Source organism: Polaromonas aquatica (genome assembly GCF_050626995.1).
Lineage (GTDB): Bacteria > Pseudomonadota > Gammaproteobacteria > Burkholderiales > Burkholderiaceae_C > Polaromonas > Polaromonas aquatica_A.
In genome coordinates this window covers 3,288,274-3,313,046 of the sequence record NZ_CP192467.1, presented here as the reverse complement: position 1 = coordinate 3,313,046, position 24,773 = coordinate 3,288,274, and the positions used below count along the sequence as shown (strand labels likewise).

The window sequence follows — 24,773 nt, the reverse complement described above, 5'->3', positions numbered from 1 at the left end:
GGTTGACTGTGTGGATCTGCCTCAAAATGCGCCGCTCGCCACAGATTCCGGTTTGCCGGGTTGCCAGCCGCCACCTAGCGCCTTGAAAGCAGCCACCGCTGCGCGTGCTGATTCCGTTTGCGCATGTGCCCGCGCATCGGAGGCACGCAGCAGGTTTTCATCGGCCTGCAAGACTTCGATCAAACAGCTTCCAGAATCCCGGCCTACGACCAGGAGCGCAGCGTCGTTGCCCAGGCCATTCAAAGAAAAAGTCCATCAAGCGCCGGAGCCCGACGGGGTGGCCACCACGATTGTCGATGCCGCTTTGGGTACATGGAAATGCGGCGTACGCCCAAAGGCGAGGCCTCTCTTCTGGCCAGGTTGCGCCGTTTCATGCCCAGCTGGCCCTGTCGAGGCAGGCCTGAGGAAAACGTTCGGCCTGGCCTGAACACCTCGCTGCGAAAGCAGGTGCGCCTGTTCTGGGCCATGCGGGCATGAAAAAGGCCGCTGCAGACAGTGTCTGCAGCGGCCTTTGTTTACCGCAGCGAGGGCGCTAAAGATTAGTCGCGCGCTGGCTTGGAAAACTTGCCGGACTTCTTGGCCGCATCACGGGGCACAAATACCTTGCCAGCTGGCTTGGCAAAGCCGCCTGGCTTGCGATTGGCAAAGTCAGGGCGCGGAGCAAAACCTTCGTTGCGGGCGCCGAAGTTGCGGTCTTCACGCGGCGCGAAGCCGGTGTTGTTGCCGCCACCACCAAAACCACGGTCATCCTGACGGCGCGGGCCGCGGTCGTTGAAACCGGAACGATCGCCATAACCACCTTGTGGTCCAGGAGCGCGTCCCTGGAAAGGAGCGCGGTCGTCACGGTCGTTGTGACGAGGTGCGCCGAAGCCGCCACCGCCGCCAAAACCACCGCCAGCACCACCACCAAAGCCACCTGCCGGCTTGCGGCCGGCATAGCCGCCACGATCACCGCCGCCGAAGCTGCGGCCACCGCGGTCGCCACGGTCACCACCGAAGTTGCCGCGAGGGCGATCGGAAGTTGGGGCAAAGCGCTGTTGTGGCTCCAGGCCGGCGATCACGCTGGGCTTGAGGTTCTGCTGCATGTAGTGCTCGATGTCCTGGATCTTGCGGCGATCACGGAACTCGGCGATCGTCACAGCCTTGCCTTCGCGGCCGGCACGGCCTGTGCGGCCAATGCGGTGCACATAGTCTTCGGCTTTCATCGGCAAACCGTAGTTCACCACGTGGGTGATGGTCGGAACGTCGAGGCCGCGGGCGGCCACGTCAGTTGCCACCAGGATTTGCACGCGGCCGTCGCGGAAAGCCATCAGGCGGCGGTTGCGCAGGCCCTGGCCCAGCGCGCCGTGCAGCGCCACAGCGCTGAAGCCTTCCTGCACCAGGTCATTGGCCAGGCCGTCGCATTCAACCTGGGTGCTCGCGAACACGATGGCCTGGTTGATGGTGGTATCGCGCAGCAGGTGGTCCAGCAGCTTGCGCTTGTGGGTCATGTTGTCGGCCCACAGCAAAGACTGGGTGATCGACGCATGTTTTTCATGCGGCGAGTCGATCTCGACACGCTGCGGCTGGCGCATCACGCGCGTGGCCAGCTGCATGATGCGGGGCGCAAACGTGGCGCTGAACATCATGGTCTGCTTGCGCTCGATCGTGAGCTGGTTGACTTCGGTCAGGTCATCGGCGAAGCCGAGGTCAAGCATGCGGTCGGCTTCGTCGACCACGAGGAACTGCACCTGGTCCAGCTTGATCTGCATGCTGCGCTGCAGGTCGAGCAGGCGGCCAGGGGTAGCCACCACGAGGTCGGCATTTTGCAGCTTGGCAATTTGCAGCTGGTAAGGAATACCGCCCACCACGTTGGCAATGCGCAGGCCGCGGCAATGGCGAACCAGGTCGATGGCATCAGCGCAAACCTGCTGGGCCAGTTCGCGCGTCGGGCACAGGATCAGCGCGCCGGGCGTGGCGGCCTTGAAGTTGCGGGGGCTGGTCGGGTCCTTGCGCTTGGGCTTTTTCAGCGGTGCTTCGCCGCGGGCGATGGCTTCTGCGCTCAGGCGTTCAAACTCGGAACGCTCAAAGCGCTCGGCCTCTTCCTGCTGCTTGAGCAGAGTGTGCAGCACCGGCAGCAGGAAAGCCGCGGTCTTGCCGCTACCGGTCTGGCTGGAAACCAGCAGGTCGGTGAACTTGGCTTTAGGGTCGCTCTTGGCGTCGTGGTCCAGGGCCTGCATGGCCTTGGGGATGGTGGCCATCTGCACGGACGTCGGCTGGGTGAAACCCATGTCGGCGACTGCTTGCAGGAGTTCCTTGGCCAGGCCCAGCTTCACGAAACCATTGGGTTCGGGCGCTACGGTTTCCAGGGAGGTAGGGGCCGCCACAGGTGCGTCCGAAGAAAAGTCCGGAATCACGTGGATCACGGCGTCAGCGGCGGTATCAATATTTGCGTCGGGCAAAACGTCGCCACGAGCCTCAAAAGAGTCAGTCATGTTTTTTCTCACTAATCACCTGTCCGCAACGCTTTTGGCGAGGGAACAGGAAACTTCACCCCCGCGATGCGGAGGATTCGTTCATGGTTAATAAAACATCAACCATCAAACGAATATGCGGTCCAGGCTGCAGAAATGTGCCCGAAGCGGTGACTCCGTTGGTGGAGTCCAAAAGTGTGAGGTAGATGTACAAATGCAGGGCACCCAGTGCACTGCAAGCCCACGATTATAGCGTGCTTTGCGGGTTTCTACCAGTCCCCCATCTGTCCGGGGGTGCTGCCGCGTCCTTCCGGAACCCGGCAGCGCCAGCTATTGCTATTATTTCAATAGCTGGCTGCGCCCGTCTTGCCTGGCCAAAGCCCCGAAATAGCCCTTGTGCAGATTTATTTCAGGAAGTGTTGCCGGTAGTGCTCAAGTTCGTCAATCGACTCGTGCACGTCGGCCAGGGCGGTATGACTCTGGCGTTTTTTAAACGCGCTGTAGACCTCGGGGCGCCAGCGTTTGGCAAGTTCCTTGAAGGTGCTGACGTCGACGTTGCGGTAATGAAAAAAAGCTTCCAGCTTGGGCATGTACTTGACCAGGAAGCGCCTGTCCTGGCTGATGGTGTTACCGCAAAGGGGCGATACGCCTTTGGGCACATACCGTGCAAGAAACGCCAGCAGTTGCGCCTCCGCATCCGCTTCGGTCACCGTACTGGCCTTGACCTTGTCGATCAGGCCGCTGCGCCCATGGGTGCCCTTGTTCCAGTTGTCCATCTGGTCCAGCAATTCGTCGGTCTGGTGGATTGCCAGCACCGGCCCTTCGATCCGTGGCGTGAGTTGCGGGCCGGTGACGATGACGGCAATTTCAATAATGCGCTCTTTTTCCGGGTCGAGGCCCGTCATTTCGCAGTCCAGCCAGACGAGGTTCTGGTCTGATTTTTTAAGTAGGGGTTCAGTTTCGGGCATCCTCCGATTCTCGCTGATCGCCTAAACTGCCAGCCATGACCGACTATTCGCTTGTTTTCACTGGGGTGTTTGCCGCCTTCCTGGTACTGGGGCTGCTCACGAAGTTCTACCTGGCTTCGCGGCAAATCCGCCATGTGGCGCAAAACCGCGACGCGGTGCCCGCCGCTTTTGCGGCCACGATTTCCCTGCAGGCGCACCAGAAGGCAGCGGACTACACCATCGCCAAAGCGCGCTTTGGCATGCTGGAAATGGCCTTCGGCGCGGCCGTGCTGTTGGGCTGGACGCTCCTCGGCGGCATTGACGCGCTGAATCAGGCAATCACCGGTTCCGGCCTGGCTGCCTACGGTGTGCTGGTACCGCAACTGGCCCTGCTGGCTGCTTTCGGCCTGGTCAGCGGCTTGCTCGACCTGCCCTTTACCCTTTACAGCACCTTTCGCATTGAAGAGCGTTTCGGCTTCAACAAGATGACCTTCAAGCTCTGGCTGGCGGACCTGGTGAAATCAACGCTGGTCGGCGTGGTGATTGGCCTGCCCATCGTGGCGCTCATCCTGTGGCTCATGGGCAGCGCGGGAAGCCTGTGGTGGCTATGGGCCTGGGGAGCCTGGATGGGCTTTAACCTGCTGGTGCTGGTGCTCTATCCCACCGTCATTGCGCCGATGTTCAACAAGTTCAAGCCACTCGAAGACGAAGCCTTGAAAGCCCGCGTCACCCGCTTGATGCAGCGCTGCGGCTTTGCGGCCAAAGGCCTCTTCGTGATGGACGGCAGCAAGCGCTCGGCCCATGCCAATGCCTATTTCACCGGCTTCGGCGCAGCCAAGCGCGTGGTGTTTTACGATACCCTGCTCAAGCAACTGAGCCCCGGAGAAGTTGACGCCGTACTCGCGCACGAGCTGGGCCATTTCAAACACAAACACATCATCAAACGCATCGTCTCGATGTTTGCCATGAGCCTGGCTGGTTTTGCCTTGCTGGGCTGGCTGTCATCGCAGGTGTGGTTCTACACAGGCCTTGGCGTGCGGCCCAACCTCACCGGCGCCAACGACGCGCTCGCGCTCCTATTGTTCCTGCTGGTCGTGCCGCTCTTCAGCTTCTTTGTCTCGCCGGTCTTCGCCCAGTTTTCGCGCAAGCATGAGTTCGAAGCCGATGCCTATGCCGTGGCACAGACGGACGGCAAAGACTTGCAGAGCGCGCTGCTCAAGCTCTACCAGGACAATGCCAGCACCCTCACGCCCGACCCGGTGTTTGTGAAGTTTTACTATTCGCATCCGCCCGCCTCCGAACGGCTGGGCCGCATGATTCCTTCCATTGAAAGCACCGCGACATGAACCCCATCCACCAGAACCGCCGGGCGCTGAGCGCCACCGAAATCGTCACCCAGCTGAGCAAACTCAACGGCGAGCAAGCCTTGGGCTGGCGCCTGATCGACGGCTCGCTCGAAAAAACCTACTCCTTCAAAAATTATTACGAAACCATCGCTTTTGTGAACGCGCTGGCCTTCATCGCCAATGCCGAAGACCACCACCCCGATCTGGCGGTGAGCTACGGAAAATGCACCGTGCGCTTCAACACGCACGATGTGGATGGAGTCTCCGCCAGCGATTTTTTTTGCGCGTCGAAGGTTGACGCCCTGCTGGCTTGAGCAAAACGGCACGCCGCCCCGCAGCGCCCATCGCAGGGACACAGCCAGGGCTGGTGGTAGCCGGTTTCGGCCGCCATGTATTGGTAGAGACTGATAGCGGTGAGCGTGTCATCTGCCACCCCCGCGGCAAGAAAAGCCAGGCCGTGGTCGGCGACCGCATCCGATGGTTGCCCTCAGAGGATGAAGGCACCATCGAAAAGATCGAAGAGCGCAGCAACCTCTTTTATCGCCAGGACGAGATGCGCACCAAGTCCTTCGCGGCCAACCTTGACCAGGTGCTGATCCTGATTGCGGCCGAACCCGAATTTTCGGAAAGCCAGCTGACACGCGCGCTGATCGCGGCCGAAGCCGAAAGCATCACACCCGTCATCGCACTGAACAAACGTGACCTGACGGAGCCCTTTGGGCGCGCCTGGGCCAAGCTGGCGCCCTACCGGGCCATGGGCTACAGGATGCTTTCACTGGCCATCAAGCCCAAGACTGCAAACGATACCCAGACCAGCAGCCAGGCGGCCGAACTGCAGGAACTGATTGAGCTGCTGCGAGGTAAAAAAACGCTGGTATTGGGGCCCTCAGGCGCCGGCAAGAGCAGCCTGACCAATCTTTTGGTGCCCGATGCACGGGTATTGACGGCAGAGATATCCCAGGCCCTCAACTCGGGAAAACACACCACCACCAGCACCACGCTGTACTGGGTTAACACGGGGGACGGAAATACACGGGGGACGGCCCTGATTGACTCTCCCGGTTTTCAGGAGTTCGGGCTGCACCATATTGACCCGATGCGGCTGGCGGGCTACATGCCTGACTTCAGGATCCATGCGCAGGACTGCAAGTTCTACAACTGCACCCACCTGCATGAACCCGGCTGCGGCGTGATTTCAGAGGTCAAATCGGTCGATCACCCAAGCAGCATCAGCGCAAGCCGCTATCGTTTATATAGCGAGTTATTTGCGGAGCTGTCGCAAACCCGTTATTGAGGCTTCGGCGAAACGCGCCGCTCAGCCCAGCAAGCGGGCCAGGGTCAGCAACGCAAGAAGCACCATCCACAACACCACGGAGCGCCACACCAGCCCCACGATGCTTCGCAGGTGCGCGACTTCCGGCTCGCGTCCCGGCGTGGCCGCGGTCGCAATGCCGTCTTCGGCATCCAGCCCTCCCGCCTGGAAACCTTGAGATGCGTTCGGAGAGAAAGTTGTCTTGAGCGCTTCCCCACCGAGCCGCACATTTACTGCACCCGAGGTAGCCGCCAGAATGACGCCGTCGTTGCGGTTCTCAGCGGTCACAGGCGCATTGGCTGGAAACCGCTGGGTATAGTTGCGCCAGGCGTCAATGGCATCTTCAAAACTGCCGACGACCGCAAACCCCAGCGAAGTGACACGCGCCGGTACGAAATCGATCACACCCCAGGCCCGGCTGGCGGCGAGCTGAAGCGCCATGCTGGCCCCCTCGCCCGCAGCGGCGGCCGATTTGCGTTTGTAAGCCCAATAACGCGAGACAAACTCGCTCATGCGGTAGAGCACCGCACCCGCAGGTCCCAGCCCCAGCGCAGCAAGCACGGAAAACCAGCCCAGAACCCCAAACACGTGGCGATGGGCGGCCAGCACCGAATACTCAATGACGTGGCGGACAATTTCGCTGCGCGGAAGTTCGCTGGCGTCTACCTGGCGCCACTGCGCCAGCAGCTCGCGCGCCGTTGTTTCGTCGCCGTCATCCAGCGCATCGCGTATGTCCGTGAAGTAGTGACTGAATTGCCGAAAGCCCAGCGTGACATAAAGGATGGCCACGTTCCAGGCAAAAGCCAACACAGGATTGATGTTCCAAAACAGCCAGTGGATCAGGAAAGTGACCAGTGCCGGCACCAGCACGGCGACGGTCCATGCAATCCAGCCGTGGTGCGGTTTGCCGGCATCCAGGCTACGGTTGGTCCAGCGCGCCCAGCCGCGAAAGCCGGCGTGAATCCAGTTGCCGCGGGCCAGGGGCCGGGCCTGTTCGATGATGAGTGCAAACAAAACGGCAAAAAAGCTCATGAGGAATCATAACGTGGCCCCCACGGTCGCTCACTTCGTGTAGCTCCCTGCCCCCCGAGGGGCCGCTGCGCCTGCGGTCTGGCGAAGCCAGTCCCGCGGCCCCTGCTGGGTTCAAGAGTTCAGTTCGTAGCCAGTGCGGGGTATTTCACAGGGGTGCCGCGGAACCGGCTTTGCCGGGCCGCAGGCACCGTCCCCTGCAAGGGGAAAAGGGCTACACGAAGTGAGCCCGATAGGGGTGTGCCAATTTTTCGGCTTCGCCGGCCGCAGGCGCCGTCCCCTTGAGGGGAGAACCGGCTACACGCAGTGAGCCTGGACAGGGGTGGGCTATGCGCTCAGAAAGCGGTAGAGGTTGCGCAGCATACCGGCCGTCGCGCCCCAGATATAGCGCTCCCTGGCGTCGTTACCATCACCCCCCATGGAGGGGTCGGAGTACGGCATCGAGAGCCACTGGCGTATGGCGCCGTCAAACTCCATCTCGTGGCGGCGATGATTTGCCGGGTTCATCAAGTAGCCCAGCGGCACTTCAAAAACATCAGCAACTTCATTCGGATTGGGCTGCAACACGAAGCCGGGCCTTACCAGCGCCACAACCGGAGTGATGATAAAAGCCGTCCCGGTGACATAGGTTGGCAAGGTCCCCAGCACCTCCACATGGTCACGCGGCAAACCGACCTCCTCGTGCGCCTCCCGCAGCGCAGTATCCACGGCATCATGGTCAGTGTCGTCCGTGCGGCCGCCCGGCAATGCGACCTGGCCTGAGTGCGTGGAGAGATTGGTGGTCCGCTCGGTTAGCAGCAGCGTCAGTTCGTCGCGCATGACCAAGGGAATCAGCACGGCAGCCAGCGCAGGCGTGCGGTCGGTGAATTTTTTTTCCACACTGTGTTCGGGTGTCCAGACGGGCGGGTGCCGAAAGCGCTGGCGCAACGCTTCCGGTGAAAGGTGCGCCGAAGGGACTCCCGCCAGATGGTCATCAATACCCAGCACCGGGATGCTGCGCGGATCAAACTTCGGCAGAGGCCGGGTGTTGTTCATGGTCAGAGGTTAGCAGGCAAAAAAAAGCCGCTCGACAGAGCGGCTTTTCAGGGCGGAGGTGCTTTTAGGCAGCCTTGGCGCCCAGCTTTTCCTTGATACGTGCGGATTTGCCGCTGCGGCTACGCAGGTAGTACAGCTTGGCACGGCGCACATCACCACGGCGCTTGACTTCAATCTTCGCGATCAACGGGCTGTAAACCTGGAACGTACGTTCCACGCCTTCGCCATTGGAGATCTTGCGAACGATGAAGCTGGAATTGAGGCCGCGATTACGCTTGGCAATCACCACACCTTCAAAAGCCTGCACACGTTTACGCGTACCTTCCACCACATTGACGCTCACGATCACGGTGTCGCCGGGAGCGTAAACGGGAATGGTTTTATTCAAGCGGGCAATTTCTTCCTGCTCAAGGGTCTGAATCAGATTCATGATATTTCCATCTAACTTTTTTCGTTCATTCACGCGCTACGCTAAAGACCGCAAATCCATGGAATCACCCGCAGGTGATCAGATGGTTGCAGTGGCCGCCAGAGGATCGAAAAGCCTTTGATTATAGCAAGCTGGCGCTTTCTCAAGCATCTTTGTCCGGGTTTTCGACCAGATCCGCCAGAAAAGCTTCGTCGCTTTCGCTCAAATGCCCACGCTGCCGCGCCATTTGCACCAATTCGGGGCGCTGACTTTGCGTCAAAGCCAGGCGCTGCTCACGGCGCCAGCGCTCGATGTGGGCGTGGTTTCCCGACATCAGGGTCTGCGGTACCGGCTGGCCGCGCCAGTTTTCCGGCCGCGTGTAATGCGGGCAGTCGAGTAGGCCGTCGAGCGCAGGATTAAAACTGTCCAGCTGGTGACTGCCTTCGTCATTGAGAACACCGGGCTGCAGCCGGGCTACCGCGTCGAGCAGAGCCATGGCAGCGATTTCCCCTCCTGACAGGACGAAATCACCCAGGCTGACTTGCAGGTCGACATAAGCCTGGATAAAGCGCTGGTCCAGACCTTCATAGCGGCCGCAGATCAGCACAGCACCGGCGCTGGCCGCCCACTCTTCCACACCGGCATGGTCCAGGGTTTTGCCTACCGGGGAAAAAAGTACGGTCGGAACTTTGGGCGCATTGCCCGCAACGCGGTCAGCCTGGATTTTTTCAAGACACAGCGCAAGCGGCTCGGCCATCATCACCATGCCCGGGCCACCCCCGAAAGGGCGGTCGTCCACACGGCGGTAGTTGCCGTCGGCAAAGTCCCGTGGGTTCCAGAGCTTGATCTCGACGAGACCTGACTCGTAGGCACGGCGAGTCACGCCGCTGACAAGAAAGGGCGCGAAAAGCTCAGGGAAAAGGGTGACGATATCGAAGCGCATGAAGGCTATTGTGTGCGAGCCCGGCGCTTCAGGGCAACAGCCCCTTGGCCTACCAAAATCAGTAGTCCGGCTGCCAGTCAACCGTGATGCATTTGCCGGCAATATCCACCGTGTCGACATAGACAGAGACAAATGGAATCATGCGTTCGGCGGGGACGCTTGAGCCGTCTTCCTGCTGGGTGGTGTACTCGACGCAAAGCACCGAATGCGGACCGGTAGCCATCAAATCACGCACCTGGCCCAATGGCACGCCTTCGCGGTTCACCACGTTCAGGCCGATCAGGTCGACCCAGTAGTACTCGTCCTTGGAAGCCGCAGGAAAGCTGCTGCGGGGCAGGAAAATGCGCGCGCCACGCAAGGCCTCGGCCGCATTGCGGTCGTCCATGCCAATAAATTTGGCCACGACGGTATCGGAGTGGATTTTGGCCTCGTCCACACTCAGTGAAACGGTGCCGGAAAATACGGTAAACCCCGGACGGAATTTGGCGTCAGGCGCCTGCAAAAACCAGGATTTAGCCGAAAAAAGCGCTTCTGGATCGGTGCTGTGCGGCAGGATTTTCACCCAGCCCTTGACGCCCCAGGCATCCAGGATGCGCCCGACTTCGATGGCGTCGTCCGGGAGGCTTGAGGGTGTCAAGCCTGCCGACGACTGAAGGCCGGGCTGCATCAAATCTCTAAATCAGACCGGTTTTCAGGCCGTTTTGACGGCAGCCGCGCCTTGCTTGACCAGGCGCAGAACGGTAGGAGACGGCTGTGCGCCCACACCGATCCAGTGGGTCAGGCGGTCTTGCGCAATGCGCAGGCCTTCTTCGCCACCTTTGGCGATCGGGTTGTAAAAACCGATGCGCTCGATGAAACGGCCATCGCGGCGAACGCGTTTGTCAGCCACAACGATATTGAAAAAAGGACGGTGCTTGGAACCGCCGCGTGCAAGTCGAATGACGACCATGATTTATCCTTCGGGTGGTGGGGCTTACCGGTAAAGTAGATACCCCAATGTTCTGCAGCGCTTGAGACACACGACATGGCCACCCGGCCAGCGAATTGCTGCAAAGCCTGAGATTATAGCCTGCGGAACCGTTTTAGCCCAAATTCCTTCGCCGCGTCTACGTCCAAGCCCGAACGCCCGCCTGAATCCGTCCCCTTCCTTCCCGAATCACCCGACATGCCCCTCATACGACCCAGCCGCGAAGAAGACCTTCCTGCGATCACCGCCATCTATAGCCATCACGTGCTGCACAGCACAGGGACCTTTGAGACCGAACCACCCAGTGTGGCCGACATGACCACCCGCAGGGCTGATGTGCTGGCCAAGGGCCTGCCTTACCTGGTCGCCGAGCAGGACGGAAAGATCGCCGGCTTCGCCTACGGCAACTGGTTCAAGCCGCGCCCGGCCTACCGGTTTTCCGTCGAAGACTCGATTTACCTGGCACCTGACCTGCACCGCAAGGGATTGGGCCGTGCGCTTTTGGCCGAACTTCTGGCGCGGCTCGAAGCCGTGGGCATCCGCAAGGCCATGGCCGTGATCGGCGATTCGGCCAATGCAGGTTCAGTGGGCGTACACCGCTCGCTCGGTTTTACCGAGGTAGGCACGATTGCCTCATGCGGCTGGAAATTCGGCGCCTGGCGCGACATCGTCATCATGGAAAAGACCTTGGGCGCGGGGGACACGTCGCCGCCGCAGGGACAGGCGCACGAACGGTCCGCCGCATAATCGCCGCATGCACCCCCCCACCTCCCAAGCTCCCAAAAACAAAACCCTCGCGGCCTGGCTGGCCTTCATCGGCGGCCAGCTCGGGCTGCACCGTCTCTATCTTTTCGGTCTGGGCGATGTCTGGGCCTGGGCGCACCCGATTGTTGCGGCCCTGGGCTGGTGGGGCGTCGAACGCGTGCGGCTTTACGGTCAGGATGACCATCTGGCCTGGGTACTGATTCCGCTGCTGGGCTTCACACTGGCCGGTACCGCGCTCACGGCCATCTACTACGGCCTGATGTCGACGGACAAATGGAACGCGCGCTACAACGCCGGTGCGCCGGGAACGATGGCCGGCAACACCAACTGGCTCACCATAGGCGCGGTGGTGTTCGCCCTGCTCTTCGGCACCATTTCACTGATGTCCAGCATCGTCTTCAGCTTCCAGCGCTACTTCGAATATCAGGTCGAGGAAGCACGTAAGATTTCCCAGTAGGAGCCGATGGATGGACCAAGCCACAACAGCAGACATTCTGATCCGGGCCGCCGAACCCGGCGATGCTGCTGCCATTTCCGCCCTGCTCGGTCAGATCGGCACCTTCGAAGGCACCTTGCAGCTCCCCGACATGCCCGTGGCCTCGCGGCTCGATTTCCTGCAGCGCGTTGACGCGCACAGCTGCAATCTGGTGGCGCTCGCCGGCGGGGAAATCGTCGGTATGGCTGGCTTGCACCCTCAGCAGCCCAGCCTGCGGCGCAGTCATGTCCGTGGCTTGGGCATCGGCATCTCGCCCGGCTGGCAAGGGCGCGGCTTGGGACACCAGCTCATCACGCGTCTGCTGAACTGGGCTGACGGCTGGGCCGGCATTCTTCGTATCGAACTGCATGTTCACGCTGACAACGAACGTGCAGTAACGCTCTACCGCAGCCTGGGCTTCGTCGAGGAAGGCCGGCACAAGGCCTACGCCCTCAAAAATGGCCTCTATGTAGACGGCATCTCCATGGCGCGCCTGCACCCGAACCCGCCACGTATTGCGGATTGATTTTTCAGAACATCTGCAGGCTGACCCAGTACGCAATCGCTGCAACAAAAGCCGAAGCCGGAATCGTGAAAATCCAGGCCCAGACGATATTGCCGGCCACGCCCCACCGCACGGCAGACGCGCGCTGTGTAGAGCCGACACCCACGATGGCGCCGGTGATGGTGTGTGTGGTCGACACCGGAATGCCCAGCGCGGTGGCCAGGAACAGCGTCATGGCCCCACCGGTTTCCGCGCAGAATCCGCCTACCGGCTTGAGCTTGGTGATTTTCTGGCCCATGGTTTTGACGATGCGCCAGCCGCCGAACATGGTGCCGAAGCCGATGGTGATGTAGCAGACGATAACCACCCAGACCGGCAGGTGCTCGGTGGTCGCCATCATCCAGGTCGGCAGGCCCTGCACATTGCTGGTGGTGGCAGCGATCAGCAGCAGCCAGATGATGCCTGCCGTCTTTTGCGCGTCGTTGCCGCCGTGGCCCAGACTGTAAGCACCTGCGGACACCAGCTGAAGCCGGCGAAACCACCGGTCGGCCTTCGACGGGGTCGTACTGCGGCAGACCCAGGCCACCGCCACCATCATCAGCGAGCCGAGCAGGAACCCGAGCAAGGGCGAGACAAAGATAAATGCCAGCACCTTGAACACACCTGAAGCGATCAGCGCGCTCGCACCAGTCTTGGCAATCACAGCCCCCACAATGCCGCCAATCAGCGCATGCGAGGAACTGCTGGGGATGCCGTAATACCAGGTGACGATATTCCAGGTGATGGCGCCCGTCAGTGCGCCAAACACCACATGTGTGTCCACCACACCGGGCATCACGATGCCCTTGCCAATGGTCGCGGCCACGCTCAGGTGAAAGATGAAATACGCCAGGAAGTTGAAAAAAGCGGCAAAAAGCACCGCCTGCCCTGGCTTGAGCACGCCGGTCGACACCACGGTTGCAATCGAGTTGGCCGCGTCATGAAAGCCGTTCATGAAGTCGAAAGCGATGGCCAGAAAGACCAGCAGGAACACCACCCACAGGGCGGCCTGTACGGTTTGCATGGTTCAGCCGCCCGTGATCAGGAGTTCTCGAGGACGATGCCCTCGATCAGGTTGGCCACGTCCTCGCACTTGTCGGTAATGGTCTCCAGCAGTTCGTACACCGCCTTGAGCTTGATGACCTCCCGCACATCGGGCTCTTCGCGGAACAGCCGGCTCATGGCCGAGCGCATCACGCGGTCGGCGTCAGATTCAAGTTTGTCGATTTCCTCGCAGGTCTTGAGCGCGGCTTCGGCCGTCGCGGCGTCGCTGACTTTTTCGATCAGCGCCACGGCGTCTTGCAGGCGCTCGCAGCATTTGACGCTGAGGTCGGTCAGCCGCACAATGTCTTCGGTCATGTGGCGCACGTCATACAGCGCCATGGTTTCAGCCGAGTCCTGGATCAGGTCGGCCACGTCGTCCATGGTGTTGATGAGCTTGTGGATCTGTTCGCGGTCGATGGGCGTGATGAAGGTCTTGTGCAGTGCGCGGTTGACTTCATGCGTGATGCGGTCGGCGGCGCGCTCGGCATGGTCAACCTCGCGGTTGAAGGCTTCGCGCTTTTGCACGTCACTGTAGTTGGCGACCAGCTTTGAAAACGCATGGGCAGCTTCGACAATCCGTTCGGCATGCTGGTTGAACATCTCGAAAAAATTGCCTTCGCGGGGCAGCAATTTGCCAAACAGCATGGGAACTCCTGGGGGAATGTGTCAGAAATATGACGTTTTTGTGACAGCCGGGAGTTTAACCGCCCAGGATTTCAGGGTAGTTCGGATATCTGATGGTCTTGCTGAGGCTGCTGGCCGGGGTTGCCCGGCATGCAACTCACTTTCTCTTGCTTCGCCAAGAGAAAGTAAGCAAAGAGAAGGCGACCCTGCTGTCTGCGTCCCTTCGCTTCGCTGCGGGCAACCTGCGGTGCTCGGTCCAAGCGGGGTCTCGCTCGAACTCGCTTCGCTCAGACAATCGCGATCCCTGATCCGCCTGGCCCTGCGCTCCTCGGCGCATACAGAAGGGGTGGGGAGAGGAATATCAGATACCAAACAGCTGAATACCAATCCGATAGCGGATATTCAGGCACTTCGGAAAATGAAATACACCGCACCCACCATGCACAACGCAGCCCACAGGTAATCGAGCTTTAGTGGCTCATTCAAATAGAACACCGCAAAGGGCACAAACACGCTGAGCGTGATGACCTCTTGCATGATCTTGAGCTGCCCCACGCTGTATTGGGTAAAGCCGATGCGGTTGCCGGGTACTTGCAGCAGGTATTCAAACAGCGCAATACCCCAGCTGACCAGCGCCGCGATGTACCAGGGCGAGGTGGCCAGGCTCTTGAGATGCCCGTACCAGGCAAAGGTCATGAATACGTTGGATAGCAGCAGCAGGCCGATGGTTTGCGCCGATACAGGCAGGGACTGAAGGAACTGCATCAATGGCTCCGTAAATGATGTCTACACAAACCGCCCGACCAGCAGCAACACCACGGTGAGCGTCACCAAAGCCAGTGCGGTCGACACCACCACACTGGCAGTGATGAGCTCTTCAGCGACCTTGTAGCGCTGGGAAAACAAGAACACATTGGCGCCGATCGGCAGGGCCGAGGCCACCACCATCACCGCCATGGGCACGCCGCTCACGCCCAGCAGCCGGCACAGGCCGAACACCAGCAGCGGATGCAGCAAATTCTTCACCCCGGCCAGGGCCACCGCCTGGCGCCAGTGCTCGCCCACACGCGTGTTGGCCAGCGTCACACCCACCAGCACCAGTGCCAGCGGCCCGAAGGCGTTGGCCAGCAGTTCGAGCGGTTTGTCGATCACGGCCGGAATCGTGAACCCGGTCTGTGCAAACAGCAGGCCCGCCATGATGGGCAGCGGCACCGGGTGCAGCAGCGCGTTCTTCACGGCCATCAGCACCGTCGCCACCGGGTGCCGCGGCGCGGTGGTGACCTCGTCGTGGGTGCCCAGTTTTTGCTCATGCGCTACGGCCAGCTCGAGCACCACGGTGGCGCTGGTCAGCAGCACCAGCGAATGCACCGAGACCAGCGTGAACAGCGTGACCAGCCCTTGCGGCCCGTACATCAGGCCGACCAGCGCGATGCCGATCATGACCGTGTTGGAAAAGGTATTTGCCAGCGCGAGCACAGCTGCCCGGCGGTTGAACCCTTGCAGCAACAAGGTGCCGCCAAACAAAATGATGACTGCCAGGAAGTACGCCAGCACCGGCTTGAAATCCAGCGCTTCGACATGCACCTGGCTCATGGTGCGAAACAGCAGGGCCGGCGTGAGCAGCAGGAAGATCAGGTTTGAAAGATCTTTTATCGCGTCAGGCCTTATCCACTGTGCGCGGCCAGCTATAAAACCTGTAGCAATCAACAACACGACCGGAAACAGGGACACAAAAACAAGCTGGTTCATCACGCAATCTTAGCGTGCGAACTACCGCTCCCCTCCTCGCGTCCGGCTCCCATTTACAGCCGGCGAGTGCCTGGAAAGCGGCCTACCGGCCCATTTCAGGCTGCGCCCGGGCAGAGGTGTCCTGAAACGCGGTGACCGCCAGCACCAAGGCCGCGCTGCCCTCCCGACAAAGCCAGTTGCCGATGTGATGCCTTCGCGGCCACCTCGGCATCATGCGTCACCAGCAGCACCGCGCACTCGAACTCCGCCGCCGCATGGCACAGCACCTGAATGGTCTCGCGCTGGGTAATCGGGTCCAGCCGCGACGTGGGTTCGTCCGCAAAGATAAACCTCGGCCGAAGCAGCAGCAAGCGCAGCAATGCAAAGCGCTGGAGTTCGCCACCTGATATTTCGGCCGGTTTGCGCGCCAGCAAGGCTTTGGACAACTTGAGTTTTTGCAGCAGGGGAAAGACGGCTGACGCGTCCAGGCCGTGCAGCGCCACCAGGTCCTGCAACGCTGTGTTCAGGCTGCTCTGCGGTGCGAAGGCCGCGGGCGGGTCCTGGTAGAGCTTTTGGTACTGCAAACGATTGCTGTCCGTAGCGCGGCGTACCTGGCCCTTGTCCGGTGGCACCAGGCCCAGCAGCATGTTGCCAAGCGTCGTTTTGCCACAGCCGCTGGGGCCGACGATGGCAACCACTTCGCCGCGATGCAAGCTGATATTCTGGTTTTCAAACAAGGAGCGGGTGCCGTAGGCTTTGCCCAAACCGCAGCCTTCAATCACGCGTGGCTGAGACGCGTCGAAGGTGCCCAGCATTGACGGCCACCGTGCCGGTTGTGCCGCCAGCAGCTCGCGGGTATAGGCATGCTGCGGCGCGCGCAGCACGTCCGACGCGGTGCCAAATTCCACCACCTTGCCCTCGCGCATCACAGCCAGCATGCCGCCCAGTTTTTCGGCCAGCACGATGTCGTGGGTGATCGTGAGCAGGGCCTGGCCTTCGTTTTGGCGTGCCAGCAACAGCTCGGCCACCTGGTCGCGCAGCTCGGCATCGAGTCCCTTGGTCGGCTCATCGGCAATCAAAAGCCGGGCCTCGCTCAACTGGGTCGTGGCCAGCGCAACCCGCTGTGCCATGCCGCCCGAAATTTGATGAACCCATTGGCGCGCAGCATGCGCCACCCCCAGGCCACCCAGCCGCTGATGCGCCTGCGCGCGGGCTTGCCTCCAGGGCAGGCGGGTGCCAGGGCGGTAATGCGCAGCTTCTGCCACCTGGGGCAGCACGCGCATCAGGGGATTCAGCGACAGCCAGGGCTCCTGCGGCAGCATGGCCACTTCGCGCCCCCACAGGGCACGGGTCAGCTCACGCCGCCCGTCTGTCGGCACACCCTGAATACGCACTTGCCCGCTTGCCTGCAAGCCGGCGGGCAAGGTGCCCATGATGGCCTGCGCAAGAATTGATTTTCCCGAGCCAGACTCGCCCATAAGGGTCAAACGCTGGCCGGCGTGCAGTTCAAAACTCAGGCTTTGCAAAAGATTGAGCCCGGTACTTTGCACTCGGACTTGCAGGCCTTCAACAGCCAATGCGGGTAAATGGGTCATGCGTTCTCCCTGGCAGGGTCAAAAATCCGGGCGCGCGGCTCGCTTGAAAGCGCTTGCAGCGCCAACACCACACCCAGCAGTAAAAGCACCGGGGCAGCCAGCAGCCAGGGCGCCTGTTCGTAATAAGGCAGGGCCTCGGTCATCAAGATGCCCAGTTCAGCAGCCGGCGGGCGCAGGCCCACGCCGACAAACCCCAAGGCCGCCACGGCCAGCACGGCATTGGCCACCGCGTAAGCCGCCAGAGTCAACAAGGCACCCAGCATGGGCGGCGCCAGATGGCGGCGCAAGATGTAGCCAGCTCCAAAGCCCAGCAGGCGGCTGGACTGCACCTGCGGGCTGGCAAGCAACCCGTTCGCGGTGGGACGCACATACCTGAAAAACTCGACCCAGGCCGTCAGCACCAGGCCCAGGTACAGCGGCCACTTGTCGCCCGGTGCCAGTGCAGCCAGCAACAACACCCACAGCAAGCCCGGCAAGGCAGCCACGGCGTCGGCCAGCAGGCTGGCCAGCCGGTCAACCCAGCCGCCGCGCCAGGCGGCGAGCAAGCCCAGCGCGGTGCCCAGCGACACGGCGAAGAACGCCGAAACGACCGCCAGCCCCAGGGAAAGCCGTGCGGCCTCACCCAGACGTGCCACCACACTGCGCCCCAGATGGTCGGTGCCCAGCCACGCGCTGGCACCGGGCGGCTGCAATGTGGCGCCCAGGTTTTGCGCATGCGGGTCCGGGGCCAGCCACGGCGACAAACCCATGAACAACATCAAAAGAAACAGAAAAATCAAGCCATTTAGGGGCCCACCCCTTACAGATTGGGCGCAGACAGCTATTAAATTGATAGCATTCACGATGTCACCCCTCCGGCCTGGAGCCTCAGCCTGGGGTCAAGCCGATGGTGCAGTGCGTCCAGCACGGCGTTAAGCAGCACAAAGAGCAGGCCCATCACCAGCGCCGTCGCCTGGATCATCGGCACATCGCGCGCGATGATGGCGTGCACCAGCGCGTGGCCGATGCCCGGCCAGGCGAAAAAGCTTTCGACCACCACAATGCCCTCGACCAGCAGCACCAGCTGCACACCCATGTAAGCCAGCACCGGAACGGCAACATTGCGCGCGGCATGCCGCCAGAGCGCGGCACGCATCGGCAGGCCTTTGGTCAGCGCAAATTCGAAGTAGTCGCTTTGCAGCACGGCGCGCAGCTGCGTCCGCGTGACCTGCGCCAGCCCGGCGCTGAGCGCCAGCGCCACGCTGAGCGCCGGCAACAGCACATGCTCGGGCCCGCCATGCCCCGCCGCAGGCATCCACTGCAAATGCACCGCCAGCAAAAGCGACAACAGCAGCGCGCTGACGAATGCCGGCGAAGCCTTGAACAGCGTGGCCAGCGTGTCGATACCGCGGGCCAGCCAGGAACCGGGCCTGAGCGCAGCCAGCAAACCCAGGCCGAGCCCCATCAACAGCGCCAGCCCCCAGGCTACGGCCGCCAGATACAGGGTGTGGCCGAGTTGATGCGCCACCTCTTCCAGGACCGGGTCGCCCGAGACCATGGAGTTGCCCAGGCGCAAATGCAGCAAGTCAACCAGCCAGCGGCCGAGTTGCTGCAGCAGGGGCTGGTCCAGCCCCAGTTCGCGGCGCACCGCATCTGCGGCGACGCTGTCGACCAGGTCGTAGCCGTACCGTCCCGCGGCGATGCGGTAGGCGGCATCGCCCGGCAGCGCCCATGTCATGAAAAAACTGATCGCTCCCACAGCGCCGGCAACCGCCACGGCCTGGCCCACGGTGCGCGCCATTGGCTTGAAAAAGCCCTGCAACATGGCGCCCGCGCTCATTGGGCCCACCGCATTTGGCTGATGCGGTAGCTGCGCTCCATCGGGTCAATGCTCACATTGCCCAGGCGCTTGCTGCTGGTGGCGGTGTGCTGGTACCAGGCGATGGGAATCACCGGCAACTCAGCCTGCAGCACCGTCGCCAGGGAACCGCGCAAGGCTGAGCGCCGCGCCGGATCGACCTGGGTGCTCAGGCTTTCCAGCGACGAACGCACCGAGGCACTGCTCCACCCCATGGCCCCCCAATCACCGCCGTTGGCAGCAAAGTCCTGCAGCAGCGTGCCCAGCGGGTCCGGCACCAGCGAGTAGTTGCGCGCCAACAGGGCAAGTTCCAGCGTGCCGTCCTGGTGACCGGCCGGGATTTCGCTGCTATTGCCCACCGACACCTGCAAATTGATGCCCACCTCCTTGAGCTGCGCCTGAATGGCAGCAGCCATGGGCGGCAGCTCCGGGCGGTCAGAGAAGGTCCGAAGGGTCAGGTTGAACGGCTTGCCGTCTTTGCGAAGCAGGTTGTCAGCGCCGCTTTGCCAGCCGGCGGCCTGAAGCAGCGCGCGTGCCTGGGACAAATCGCGCTTGAGCGGGGGCAAGGCGGGTACCGACCACTCCGCCAGGATCGCCGGGAACAGCTGAGTGGCTGCCGCCTTGGGCTCGCGCAAAATGGCGCCGGCAATGCCATCGCGGTCAATCACCAGGCTGATGGCGCGCCGCACATTCACGTCTTTGAGCAGGGGATGGCCCGCGTTGACTTTCAGGTAAATGGTGCGCGGAATCGGCAAGGTGTGGAAAGTGACGCCGGGCTTTTGTTTCAAGCGCGCAATCGCCGCCGCGTCATGTGTGAACACCAGGTCAACCTGGCCGCTTTCGGCCAGCATGCCGCGTGTCTCGCCGCGCCCTGCCGCCAGGTAGCTGATGCGCCGCACCGCAGGAGCCGCACCGTCATAACCCTCAAAGTACTGCACCTCCAGCTTTTGCGGTGGGCTGAGGCTTGTGATCCGGTAGGGCCCGGAGCCGATCACGGCTTTGACAGAACCATCCGGATTGAAAGACGACAGCGCCAGAACTTGTGTGCTGGTATGCGCCAGAAAAGCCGGCAGAGAGGCAAACGCCTTGCTCAGTTCAATGACCACCACATCGCCTTGGGCCGTCATGCGTTTGATGGGTGTATTGCCGAGCACGCCGGGGTTGGCCTTGGCGCGCTCCAGGCTGCGCAGTGCCACCTCGGCGGTCACGGGCGTGCCGTCATGAAATTTTGCGTTGGGCCTCAGCTTGAAGCGCCAGGTGAGCTGGTCTTTTGACACCTCCCAGGTACGGGCCAGGCCGCCTGCCAACGCGCCTTGCGCATCGACATCGACCAGGGTTTCGCTCACTTCAAGCCGGCTGAAGACATAACCGGCCTTGGAAGGATCCAGGCTCCCGATTTCCCAAGGTGCGGCTACGCCAAGAACACGTGTGTTACTGCCCTGGGGAACCTGGGAAAAAGCGCTCGCGGGGACCAACACGATGGCAGCAAGCACAAGCGCCGGCATGGACCTGGGGAATAGAGACTCCGATAGAAACTGCGATAGAGATTGCGGTAGAGATTTCATGCTGACTTTCAAAAAACAATGTGATCCGCGCACCCGTCCTGGGGGAACGTGTGGTGGTCAGGTACTGCTCACGCCCGGCAAGCCGTCCAGCGTTTCACCCAACGTGGTTTTGGAGCGAAATAGCAACCTGACCCTTGAATACTGTGCGGCAGGTGCTATCAAATCAATAGCGCCCAACGGATTGCCGGTGACCGTGATTTCACTGGAGCTGGAAGCGGCCATGGATGCCGGAGCGGGGGCTGACTCGCTGAATCGGGAAAACCAAAGAGAGCAAAGCTGCGCCCTGGCCTGATGGCCGGCACAAAGCAGACGGAAGGATTCAGCGAGAGGAAGGCGGGCCGCGCGCGTCAAACAACGCCGCCCAGCGGGCGAGTGCTTCGCCGCGGGAGATATCAAAAGCCACGCTGGAAAGCACCAGCGGCAGGCTCAGCATGGGCAGCACAGGCGCCGCCTGGCCGTGGCTGGCCTGGTCAAACAGGCGGCAGTCCGAGTCGTCGCCATGTGAAGAAAACAGGGACTCTAGCCAGCCGCTGCCGTGCTCATCCTGCACAGTGGCTGAGTGATCGTGATCACCATGGTCGTGCGAAGCATGCGCAGAGGCAAACTCGTGATCCACGGGAGAATCCAGATGCGCCTGCGGCACGTGCACCACACCGTGCATCAAACCCAGCAGTTGGGCCAGCAGCAGTGTGGCAGCCAGCAGCCACGGCAAGGCCCTCGCCGGAATACGCGGCAAAGCGGTCATGGGCTCTCGCTCCGGCGCCTGGGGCGGCTCTCACTTGACGCTGGTGGCATCCGTGATCCGGTAGTAAAGCCCGTAAGAGTCGTCGTTGAGCACCAAAAAGCGCCCCTCCACCACCACCGGCTCCATGCTGTACTTCACCGGCGTTTTGGTTTTGACTTCAACCATGCTCTCGGGCCCGCCCGGCAGGCAGAAAGCGCAGGTCAACGGCACCGACGACAGCAAAAAGTGCTTTTGCTTTTCGCCGGGGTCCAGCGGCATCATGAAACCCTGGATGCGCTGGGTTTTCTGGTTCAGCGCCAACTGGTCAGGGTTAAAAACAGGAAGGATGCGGTTCTTCTCGGTTTTGGTTTTCACCGCCGTCAGCACCGACCAGGGGATCACATCAGTACGGGCTGCGAGCGGCGGAAACGGGCTGTTGGCGCCGTGCACGCCCGGGCCCTGTCCGGCCGGCAAATCAAAACCCGAAGCAACCGCAGCCGGTTTTGCGCCCGCGGGCGCGGGGGCAATCGGCGAAGACAAGGTCTGCGCCGATGCGCCGGCCACCGCCAGCAGCGCGCCGCAGGCCAGCGCCCGCCTCAGGCCGGGCAGGTAATCAATGCGTGCGCGAAGAATGGTCATGCGGGTGCTCCAGAGTCCAGAAGAAAAAAGCAGAACAACGCGCCTCAGTGGGCGTGCTTCATGCCGCAGTATTTACCGACGGCAAGCCCTTTGCAAGCGGCCTGCAATTCCTTCATGCAGACGTCTTCTTTTTTGCCGGACTCCAGGCATTTGGCCGCGCCTTCGTGCGCAGCAGCCAAGGCGCGGTGGCGCTGGATGTCTTCCTTGGTTTCCTTGTCGCTGTGCTGCGCGTGGGCCATGGAAAAAGTCGCGCTCAGCACCAGGGCAGCGAAGGTCGCCAGGAAGGGGTTTGCGGCAGGGTTTTTCATAGGAGATTTACCTTGATTGGAGAAGTTCAAACACACTGACCCGGTAGGCTTCCCAGGCGGGCAGCAGCGCGGACGCCAGCGCCACCCCGAAAGCCAGTACCGGCACACTTACCAGTTCGACCGGCCATGACAACGCACCGATCAACACGGATTTTTCAAGCTGCAGCGCCCAGGCCAGCAGCGCCGTCAGGCCCTGCCCGGCCAGCACGCCGAGCACGGTGGCCAGCAGTGCCAGCCACAGCGCTTCGCACAGCAACAGCCCAGCCACCTTGGCCGGCGGCGCGCCCAGCATGCGCAGCAGCGCCAGGTCGGCCCGGCGCTCGCGCACGGCACCCCATAGCGCGATAAAAACGCTCAGGCCCGCGGTCAGCAGCAACACGCCGGCCAGCGCGCGCAGCACATCGGTGCCCACGCCCACCATGCTCAAGAGGCGAGTGATCTCCAGCGCCGGCGCGGCGGCCTGCATCTCGGTGCTGCTGTTGATGTAGCGTGGGAAAGTCACCGCCGCCAGCGGCGATTTGTACTGGATCAGCGCCAGCGTGATTTCCCGGTCTTCTTCCAGCACCTTGCGGTCGTCGTCGTCCAGCGCGGTGTCGGTCTCATGCACCTGCCAGACGGATTCGGTGGACGTCAGCACCAGGCGGTCGAGCACGGTGTGGCTGTCAGCCAGAACGCCTGAGACCACATAAACGCTCGAGTTGTGCTCTTCTCCACCACCGCCGAGGCCGTGCGTGCCGGAAAAAGTGTCGCCCACTTTCAACCCCGTTTGCCGCGCCACCTGCGCACCGGCCACCGCCTGCATGGGCTTGGCCCACAGCGTGCCCTGCGCCAGTTGCGCGTCGTAGTGGCTGATGTATCCAGGCGTGGTGCCCACGATGCGATAGCCCCTGAAGCTGTCGCCCAGGCTGATCGGGATAACCTTGGCCACCTGCGGGTTGGCCTCGAGCGCCCTCACTGCCGCCAGCGGCACATTACCCGTCGGCACGTCGAGGTGGAACACGCCCGACAAAATCAGCTGCATCGGGCTGCCCTTGGCGCCCACCACCACGTCGATGCCGGCCACGTCCCGGTCAAAGGCCTGGCTGATCTGGTGGCTGACCAGCAGCAAAAAGGTGATGGAAGCCAGGCCCAAGGTGAGCAGCAGCAGGTTCAGCGTGGCCGCCAGCGGCCGCGACCACAGGTAGCGCCAGGCAAACGCAATGGTGTTAGTCGCTATGATTTTCATAGCGCGCTGCCCATTATTTGCAAGGACTGCAGATCTTTTTTACCCTTAAAAAATTCCGCCACACGCGCATCGTGCGTAGCGATCACCAGTGTTGCGCCCTCCCGGCCGGCAGCAGCACCCAGCAAGGCGAGCGAAGCGCGGGCCGCATCGTCGTCCAGGCTGGCCGTCGGTTCGTCCGCCAGAATCACGCGCGGCTTGAGCAGCACCGCCCGCGCCAGCGCCACACGCTGCGCCTGCCCGCCCGAAAGTTGAGAGGGCCTGCGACCGGCCAGCGCACGCACATCCAGCGCATCCAGCGCCTCGGCGATACGGCCTTCATCGGCTGGCTGGCCGGCCGCCCATTGCGCCATGGCCAGGTTGCCCTGCACCGTCAGCGCCGCACTCAAATGCAATTTTTGCGGCAAAAACCCGATGGCCTGCGCGCGCCAGGCATCACCCGCACGCGCGCCCAGCGCCTTGATGGATTGACCCGCCACCGTGATGTCGCCTTCGGCGGGCGTCAGCAAACCCGCAGCCAGCGCCAGCCAGGTTGACTTGCCCGAGCCCGACGCACCGCGCAGCAGCAACGTGCCCCCCTGCGGCACATCGACATCCGCAAAGCGCAAATCGGGGCCGTTGGCGTAGCGGTAAGCCAGTTGGTGTGTGCTGATCATGAAGAGGCCGTGCCCGGCGCGCCAGTCGCGCAATCGGCGCACACACCGCGCACCGCAAAGTCCATGCTCATGCCCTGATAGCCCAGCGCCTTCAACGCTTCCAGTGCGGTTTGCGCGGCGCGCTCCAGGTCTTCGGCGCTGGCCTTCAACGCGCCCGAGCGCTTGCCCGACAGCGCGCCCGACAAGGGGCTGTCGCGGTGGCAGCTCTGGCATTCAAAGTGCGGAATTGCATGCACGCTGCTAGGCATGGCCTGGTAGCGCCGCACCCGGTTGGCATCGACCCGGCACAGCAGCAAACCCACCTGCGTGAGCCGGTCGATCAGGCGGTACAGCGTGACGCGGTCCAGCGGCGATTCGGCGTCGTCCGACAAAGCTTCCTGCAATTGGGCATGGGTGTAGCTGGTGTCAGGGTGCGCCAGCAGCCATCCCAGCACCAGGCGCGCCGCTGCCGTGCGGCGCAGGCCGTGGGCGGACAAGAGAGTGTCTATGGGATCTGCCAGATCACGGGCGGCGTCGCTGCCTGCATGGCTTGCGCTGCGTTTGCGACTGCTGGGGGGCGAAACTGCGGGCATGGAGGTGGAAATCCTGAATCGGTCATAACGCAAC

29 protein-coding genes and 2 pseudogenes are annotated in these 24,773 nt (G+C 62.1%); 8 read left to right on the top strand and 23 right to left on the bottom strand.

From position 1 onward, the window contains the following. Positions 1 to 21: 21 nt before the first annotated feature. Positions 22 to 183 (bottom strand): annotated as a pseudogene (locus ACQ4MS_RS15935) (TolC family protein); the annotation flags it as partial. Positions 184 to 189: 6 nt separating this feature from the next. On the opposite strand from ACQ4MS_RS15935, the pseudogene ACQ4MS_RS15930 reads away from it, so the two are divergent. Beyond that, positions 190 to 427: pseudogene (locus ACQ4MS_RS15930) on the top strand (oxidoreductase); the annotation flags it as partial. Positions 428 to 539: 112 nt separating this feature from the next. Here ACQ4MS_RS15930 and ACQ4MS_RS15925 read toward each other — a convergent pair. Both ACQ4MS_RS15925 and orn read right to left on the bottom strand, forming a co-directional pair. After that, complete coding sequence (locus ACQ4MS_RS15925; RefSeq protein ID WP_431095607.1) at positions 540 to 2,474, bottom strand: DEAD/DEAH box helicase; 1,935 nt, start codon at positions 2,472 to 2,474, stop codon at positions 540 to 542. A gap of 383 nt (positions 2,475 to 2,857) precedes the next feature. Then, complete coding sequence (gene orn / locus ACQ4MS_RS15920) at positions 2,858 to 3,421, bottom strand: oligoribonuclease (RefSeq protein WP_431095606.1); 564 nt, start codon at positions 3,419 to 3,421, stop codon at positions 2,858 to 2,860. 35 nt (positions 3,422 to 3,456) lie between these two features. Between orn and ACQ4MS_RS15915 the strand changes: the two genes are divergently transcribed. The 3 genes from ACQ4MS_RS15915 to rsgA are packed head-to-tail and all read left to right on the top strand — an operon-like array spanning position 3,457 to position 6,040. After that, positions 3,457 to 4,746 carry a M48 family metallopeptidase gene (locus ACQ4MS_RS15915; protein WP_431095605.1) on the top strand — a complete coding sequence of 430 codons (1,290 nt, stop codon included), beginning with the start codon at positions 3,457 to 3,459 and terminating at the stop codon, positions 4,744 to 4,746. Further along, positions 4,743 to 5,060: a 4a-hydroxytetrahydrobiopterin dehydratase gene (locus ACQ4MS_RS15910; RefSeq protein WP_431095604.1), complete on the top strand. Its 318-nt coding sequence runs from the start codon at positions 4,743 to 4,745 to the stop codon at positions 5,058 to 5,060. Before ACQ4MS_RS15915 ends, ACQ4MS_RS15910 begins: the two co-directional genes overlap by 4 nt. Continuing rightward, entirely contained in the window at positions 5,057 to 6,040 is a 984-nt protein-coding gene (rsgA, locus tag ACQ4MS_RS15905; RefSeq protein WP_431095603.1) for a ribosome small subunit-dependent GTPase A, read from the top strand. Before ACQ4MS_RS15910 ends, rsgA begins: the two co-directional genes overlap by 4 nt. Positions 6,041 to 6,061: 21 nt before the next feature. Here the strand turns inward: rsgA and ACQ4MS_RS15900 are convergent, their stop codons facing one another. The 6 genes from ACQ4MS_RS15900 to rpsP all read right to left on the bottom strand — a co-directional run bounded on the left by ACQ4MS_RS15900 (position 6,062) and on the right by rpsP (position 10,423). Beyond that, the gene (locus ACQ4MS_RS15900; protein ID WP_431095602.1) at positions 6,062 to 7,090 is read right to left on the bottom strand and encodes a CobD/CbiB family protein; all 1,029 of its coding nucleotides are present in this window, start codon (positions 7,088 to 7,090) and stop codon (positions 6,062 to 6,064) included. Between the two features lie 324 nt (positions 7,091 to 7,414). Continuing rightward, positions 7,415 to 8,122: a CoA pyrophosphatase gene (locus tag ACQ4MS_RS15895; protein WP_431095601.1), complete on the bottom strand. Its 708-nt coding sequence runs from the start codon at positions 8,120 to 8,122 to the stop codon at positions 7,415 to 7,417. A gap of 64 nt (positions 8,123 to 8,186) precedes the next feature. Continuing rightward, positions 8,187 to 8,552 (bottom strand): 50S ribosomal protein L19, encoded by a 366-nt coding sequence (gene rplS / locus ACQ4MS_RS15890; RefSeq protein ID WP_077595343.1) that lies wholly within the window; start codon positions 8,550 to 8,552, stop codon positions 8,187 to 8,189. A 142-nt stretch (positions 8,553 to 8,694) separates the two neighbouring features. Beyond that, complete coding sequence (gene trmD, locus ACQ4MS_RS15885; RefSeq protein ID WP_431095600.1) at positions 8,695 to 9,474, bottom strand: tRNA (guanosine(37)-N1)-methyltransferase TrmD; 780 nt, start codon at positions 9,472 to 9,474, stop codon at positions 8,695 to 8,697. Between the two features lie 58 nt (positions 9,475 to 9,532). Then, entirely contained in the window at positions 9,533 to 10,141 is a 609-nt protein-coding gene (rimM, locus tag ACQ4MS_RS15880) for a ribosome maturation factor RimM (RefSeq protein WP_431095599.1), read from the bottom strand. A 24-nt stretch (positions 10,142 to 10,165) separates the two neighbouring features. After that, on the bottom strand, positions 10,166 to 10,423 hold the full coding sequence (rpsP, locus tag ACQ4MS_RS15875; RefSeq protein ID WP_431095598.1) for a 30S ribosomal protein S16: 258 nt from the start codon (positions 10,421 to 10,423) through the stop codon (positions 10,166 to 10,168). A gap of 216 nt (positions 10,424 to 10,639) precedes the next feature. On the opposite strand from rpsP, the gene ACQ4MS_RS15870 reads away from it, so the two are divergent. From ACQ4MS_RS15870 to ACQ4MS_RS15860, 3 genes are read left to right on the top strand one after another with little or no spacing between them, the layout of a single operon-like run. Beyond that, positions 10,640 to 11,188 (top strand): GNAT family N-acetyltransferase, encoded by a 549-nt coding sequence (locus tag ACQ4MS_RS15870; RefSeq protein ID WP_431095597.1) that lies wholly within the window; start codon positions 10,640 to 10,642, stop codon positions 11,186 to 11,188. 7 nt (positions 11,189 to 11,195) lie between these two features. Next, a complete protein-coding gene (locus ACQ4MS_RS15865; protein WP_431095596.1) occupies positions 11,196 to 11,663 on the top strand; it encodes a hypothetical protein in 468 nt (155 codons plus the stop codon). A gap of 10 nt (positions 11,664 to 11,673) precedes the next feature. Continuing rightward, positions 11,674 to 12,207 carry a GNAT family N-acetyltransferase gene (locus ACQ4MS_RS15860; RefSeq protein ID WP_431095595.1) on the top strand — a complete coding sequence of 178 codons (534 nt, stop codon included), beginning with the start codon at positions 11,674 to 11,676 and terminating at the stop codon, positions 12,205 to 12,207. A gap of 4 nt (positions 12,208 to 12,211) precedes the next feature. Here the strand turns inward: ACQ4MS_RS15860 and ACQ4MS_RS15855 are convergent, their stop codons facing one another. From ACQ4MS_RS15855 to ACQ4MS_RS15820, 8 genes are all read right to left on the bottom strand, one after another. After that, positions 12,212 to 13,249: an inorganic phosphate transporter gene (locus ACQ4MS_RS15855; RefSeq protein WP_431095594.1), complete on the bottom strand. Its 1,038-nt coding sequence runs from the start codon at positions 13,247 to 13,249 to the stop codon at positions 12,212 to 12,214. Between the two features lie 17 nt (positions 13,250 to 13,266). Next, positions 13,267 to 13,914, bottom strand: coding sequence for a DUF47 domain-containing protein (locus ACQ4MS_RS15850; RefSeq protein WP_431095593.1), 648 nt, complete (start codon positions 13,912 to 13,914; stop codon positions 13,267 to 13,269). A gap of 381 nt (positions 13,915 to 14,295) precedes the next feature. Then, positions 14,296 to 14,658, bottom strand: coding sequence for a DMT family protein (locus tag ACQ4MS_RS15845; protein WP_431095592.1), 363 nt, complete (start codon positions 14,656 to 14,658; stop codon positions 14,296 to 14,298). Positions 14,659 to 14,679: 21 nt separating this feature from the next. Then, positions 14,680 to 15,642 (bottom strand): AEC family transporter, encoded by a 963-nt coding sequence (locus ACQ4MS_RS15840; RefSeq protein WP_431095591.1) that lies wholly within the window; start codon positions 15,640 to 15,642, stop codon positions 14,680 to 14,682. 95 nt (positions 15,643 to 15,737) lie between these two features. Further along, positions 15,738 to 17,216: an ABC transporter ATP-binding protein gene (locus tag ACQ4MS_RS15835; protein WP_431095590.1), complete on the bottom strand. Its 1,479-nt coding sequence runs from the start codon at positions 17,214 to 17,216 to the stop codon at positions 15,738 to 15,740. Then, a complete protein-coding gene (locus tag ACQ4MS_RS15830) occupies positions 17,213 to 17,965 on the bottom strand; it encodes an ABC transporter permease (protein WP_431095589.1) in 753 nt (250 codons plus the stop codon). The genes ACQ4MS_RS15835 and ACQ4MS_RS15830 overlap by 4 nt, the downstream gene beginning before the upstream one ends. 89 nt (positions 17,966 to 18,054) lie before the next feature. Next, a complete protein-coding gene (locus ACQ4MS_RS15825; protein ID WP_431095588.1) occupies positions 18,055 to 19,035 on the bottom strand; it encodes an ABC transporter permease in 981 nt (326 codons plus the stop codon). Further along, positions 19,032 to 20,558, bottom strand: coding sequence for an ABC transporter substrate-binding protein (locus tag ACQ4MS_RS15820; protein ID WP_431095587.1), 1,527 nt, complete (start codon positions 20,556 to 20,558; stop codon positions 19,032 to 19,034). Before ACQ4MS_RS15820 ends, ACQ4MS_RS15825 begins: the two co-directional genes overlap by 4 nt. Positions 20,559 to 20,616: 58 nt before the next feature. Between ACQ4MS_RS15820 and ACQ4MS_RS15815 the strand changes: the two genes are divergently transcribed. Further along, complete coding sequence (locus ACQ4MS_RS15815) at positions 20,617 to 20,910, top strand: hypothetical protein (RefSeq protein WP_431095586.1); 294 nt, start codon at positions 20,617 to 20,619, stop codon at positions 20,908 to 20,910. A 27-nt stretch (positions 20,911 to 20,937) separates the two neighbouring features. Here ACQ4MS_RS15815 and ACQ4MS_RS15810 read toward each other — a convergent pair whose 3' ends face one another. The 6 genes from ACQ4MS_RS15810 to ACQ4MS_RS15785 all read right to left on the bottom strand — a co-directional run bounded on the left by ACQ4MS_RS15810 (position 20,938) and on the right by ACQ4MS_RS15785 (position 24,739). Then, a complete protein-coding gene (locus ACQ4MS_RS15810) occupies positions 20,938 to 21,363 on the bottom strand; it encodes a hypothetical protein (RefSeq protein ID WP_431095585.1) in 426 nt (141 codons plus the stop codon). A 30-nt stretch (positions 21,364 to 21,393) separates the two neighbouring features. Then, complete coding sequence (locus tag ACQ4MS_RS15805; RefSeq protein WP_431095584.1) at positions 21,394 to 21,981, bottom strand: DUF3299 domain-containing protein; 588 nt, start codon at positions 21,979 to 21,981, stop codon at positions 21,394 to 21,396. Positions 21,982 to 22,025: 44 nt separating this feature from the next. Further along, entirely contained in the window at positions 22,026 to 22,220 is a 195-nt protein-coding gene (locus ACQ4MS_RS15800) for a hypothetical protein (RefSeq protein ID WP_431099603.1), read from the bottom strand. A gap of 76 nt (positions 22,221 to 22,296) precedes the next feature. Next, complete coding sequence (locus ACQ4MS_RS15795) at positions 22,297 to 23,514, bottom strand: ABC transporter permease (protein ID WP_431095583.1); 1,218 nt, start codon at positions 23,512 to 23,514, stop codon at positions 22,297 to 22,299. Then, the gene (locus ACQ4MS_RS15790; RefSeq protein WP_431095582.1) at positions 23,511 to 24,167 is read right to left on the bottom strand and encodes an ABC transporter ATP-binding protein; all 657 of its coding nucleotides are present in this window, start codon (positions 24,165 to 24,167) and stop codon (positions 23,511 to 23,513) included. Before ACQ4MS_RS15790 ends, ACQ4MS_RS15795 begins: the two co-directional genes overlap by 4 nt. After that, a complete protein-coding gene (locus ACQ4MS_RS15785; RefSeq protein WP_431095581.1) occupies positions 24,164 to 24,739 on the bottom strand; it encodes a Fur family transcriptional regulator in 576 nt (191 codons plus the stop codon). The genes ACQ4MS_RS15790 and ACQ4MS_RS15785 overlap by 4 nt, the downstream gene beginning before the upstream one ends. Positions 24,740 to 24,773 lie beyond the last annotated feature (34 nt).

Coding starts and splice junctions, on each gene's coding strand:
- ACQ4MS_RS15795 (WP_431095583.1), bottom strand. CDS start 23,514: ATGAAAATCATAGCGACTAACACCATTGCGTTTGCCTGGCGCTACCTG.
- ACQ4MS_RS15840 (WP_431095591.1), bottom strand. CDS start 15,642: ATGAACCAGCTTGTTTTTGTGTCCCTGTTTCCGGTCGTGTTGTTGATT.
- ACQ4MS_RS15825 (WP_431095588.1), bottom strand. CDS start 19,035: ATGAGCGCGGGCGCCATGTTGCAGGGCTTTTTCAAGCCAATGGCGCGC.
- ACQ4MS_RS15865 (WP_431095596.1), top strand. CDS start 11,196: ATGCACCCCCCCACCTCCCAAGCTCCCAAAAACAAAACCCTCGCGGCC.
- ACQ4MS_RS15900 (WP_431095602.1), bottom strand. CDS start 7,090: ATGAGCTTTTTTGCCGTTTTGTTTGCACTCATCATCGAACAGGCCCGG.
- ACQ4MS_RS15805 (WP_431095584.1), bottom strand. CDS start 21,981: ATGACCATTCTTCGCGCACGCATTGATTACCTGCCCGGCCTGAGGCGG.
- ACQ4MS_RS15925 (WP_431095607.1), bottom strand. CDS start 2,474: ATGACTGACTCTTTTGAGGCTCGTGGCGACGTTTTGCCCGACGCAAAT.
- ACQ4MS_RS15870 (WP_431095597.1), top strand. CDS start 10,640: ATGCCCCTCATACGACCCAGCCGCGAAGAAGACCTTCCTGCGATCACC.
- ACQ4MS_RS15815 (WP_431095586.1), top strand. CDS start 20,617: ATGCTGACTTTCAAAAAACAATGTGATCCGCGCACCCGTCCTGGGGGA.
- trmD (WP_431095600.1), bottom strand. CDS start 9,474: ATGCGCTTCGATATCGTCACCCTTTTCCCTGAGCTTTTCGCGCCCTTT.
- ACQ4MS_RS15860 (WP_431095595.1), top strand. CDS start 11,674: ATGGACCAAGCCACAACAGCAGACATTCTGATCCGGGCCGCCGAACCC.
- rplS (WP_077595343.1), bottom strand. CDS start 8,552: ATGAATCTGATTCAGACCCTTGAGCAGGAAGAAATTGCCCGCTTGAAT.
- ACQ4MS_RS15790 (WP_431095582.1), bottom strand. CDS start 24,167: ATGATCAGCACACACCAACTGGCTTACCGCTACGCCAACGGCCCCGAT.
- ACQ4MS_RS15810 (WP_431095585.1), bottom strand. CDS start 21,363: ATGACCGCTTTGCCGCGTATTCCGGCGAGGGCCTTGCCGTGGCTGCTG.
- ACQ4MS_RS15915 (WP_431095605.1), top strand. CDS start 3,457: ATGACCGACTATTCGCTTGTTTTCACTGGGGTGTTTGCCGCCTTCCTG.
- ACQ4MS_RS15850 (WP_431095593.1), bottom strand. CDS start 13,914: ATGCTGTTTGGCAAATTGCTGCCCCGCGAAGGCAATTTTTTCGAGATG.
- rimM (WP_431095599.1), bottom strand. CDS start 10,141: ATGCAGCCCGGCCTTCAGTCGTCGGCAGGCTTGACACCCTCAAGCCTC.
- ACQ4MS_RS15785 (WP_431095581.1), bottom strand. CDS start 24,739: ATGCCCGCAGTTTCGCCCCCCAGCAGTCGCAAACGCAGCGCAAGCCAT.
- rpsP (WP_431095598.1), bottom strand. CDS start 10,423: ATGGTCGTCATTCGACTTGCACGCGGCGGTTCCAAGCACCGTCCTTTT.
- ACQ4MS_RS15820 (WP_431095587.1), bottom strand. CDS start 20,558: ATGCCGGCGCTTGTGCTTGCTGCCATCGTGTTGGTCCCCGCGAGCGCT.
- ACQ4MS_RS15845 (WP_431095592.1), bottom strand. CDS start 14,658: ATGCAGTTCCTTCAGTCCCTGCCTGTATCGGCGCAAACCATCGGCCTG.
- orn (WP_431095606.1), bottom strand. CDS start 3,421: ATGCCCGAAACTGAACCCCTACTTAAAAAATCAGACCAGAACCTCGTC.
- ACQ4MS_RS15895 (WP_431095601.1), bottom strand. CDS start 8,122: ATGAACAACACCCGGCCTCTGCCGAAGTTTGATCCGCGCAGCATCCCG.
- ACQ4MS_RS15830 (WP_431095589.1), bottom strand. CDS start 17,965: ATGGGTTTGTCGCCGTGGCTGGCCCCGGACCCGCATGCGCAAAACCTG.
- ACQ4MS_RS15910 (WP_431095604.1), top strand. CDS start 4,743: ATGAACCCCATCCACCAGAACCGCCGGGCGCTGAGCGCCACCGAAATC.
- ACQ4MS_RS15835 (WP_431095590.1), bottom strand. CDS start 17,216: ATGACCCATTTACCCGCATTGGCTGTTGAAGGCCTGCAAGTCCGAGTG.
- ACQ4MS_RS15855 (WP_431095594.1), bottom strand. CDS start 13,249: ATGCAAACCGTACAGGCCGCCCTGTGGGTGGTGTTCCTGCTGGTCTTT.
- ACQ4MS_RS15800 (WP_431099603.1), bottom strand. CDS start 22,220: ATGGCCCACGCGCAGCACAGCGACAAGGAAACCAAGGAAGACATCCAG.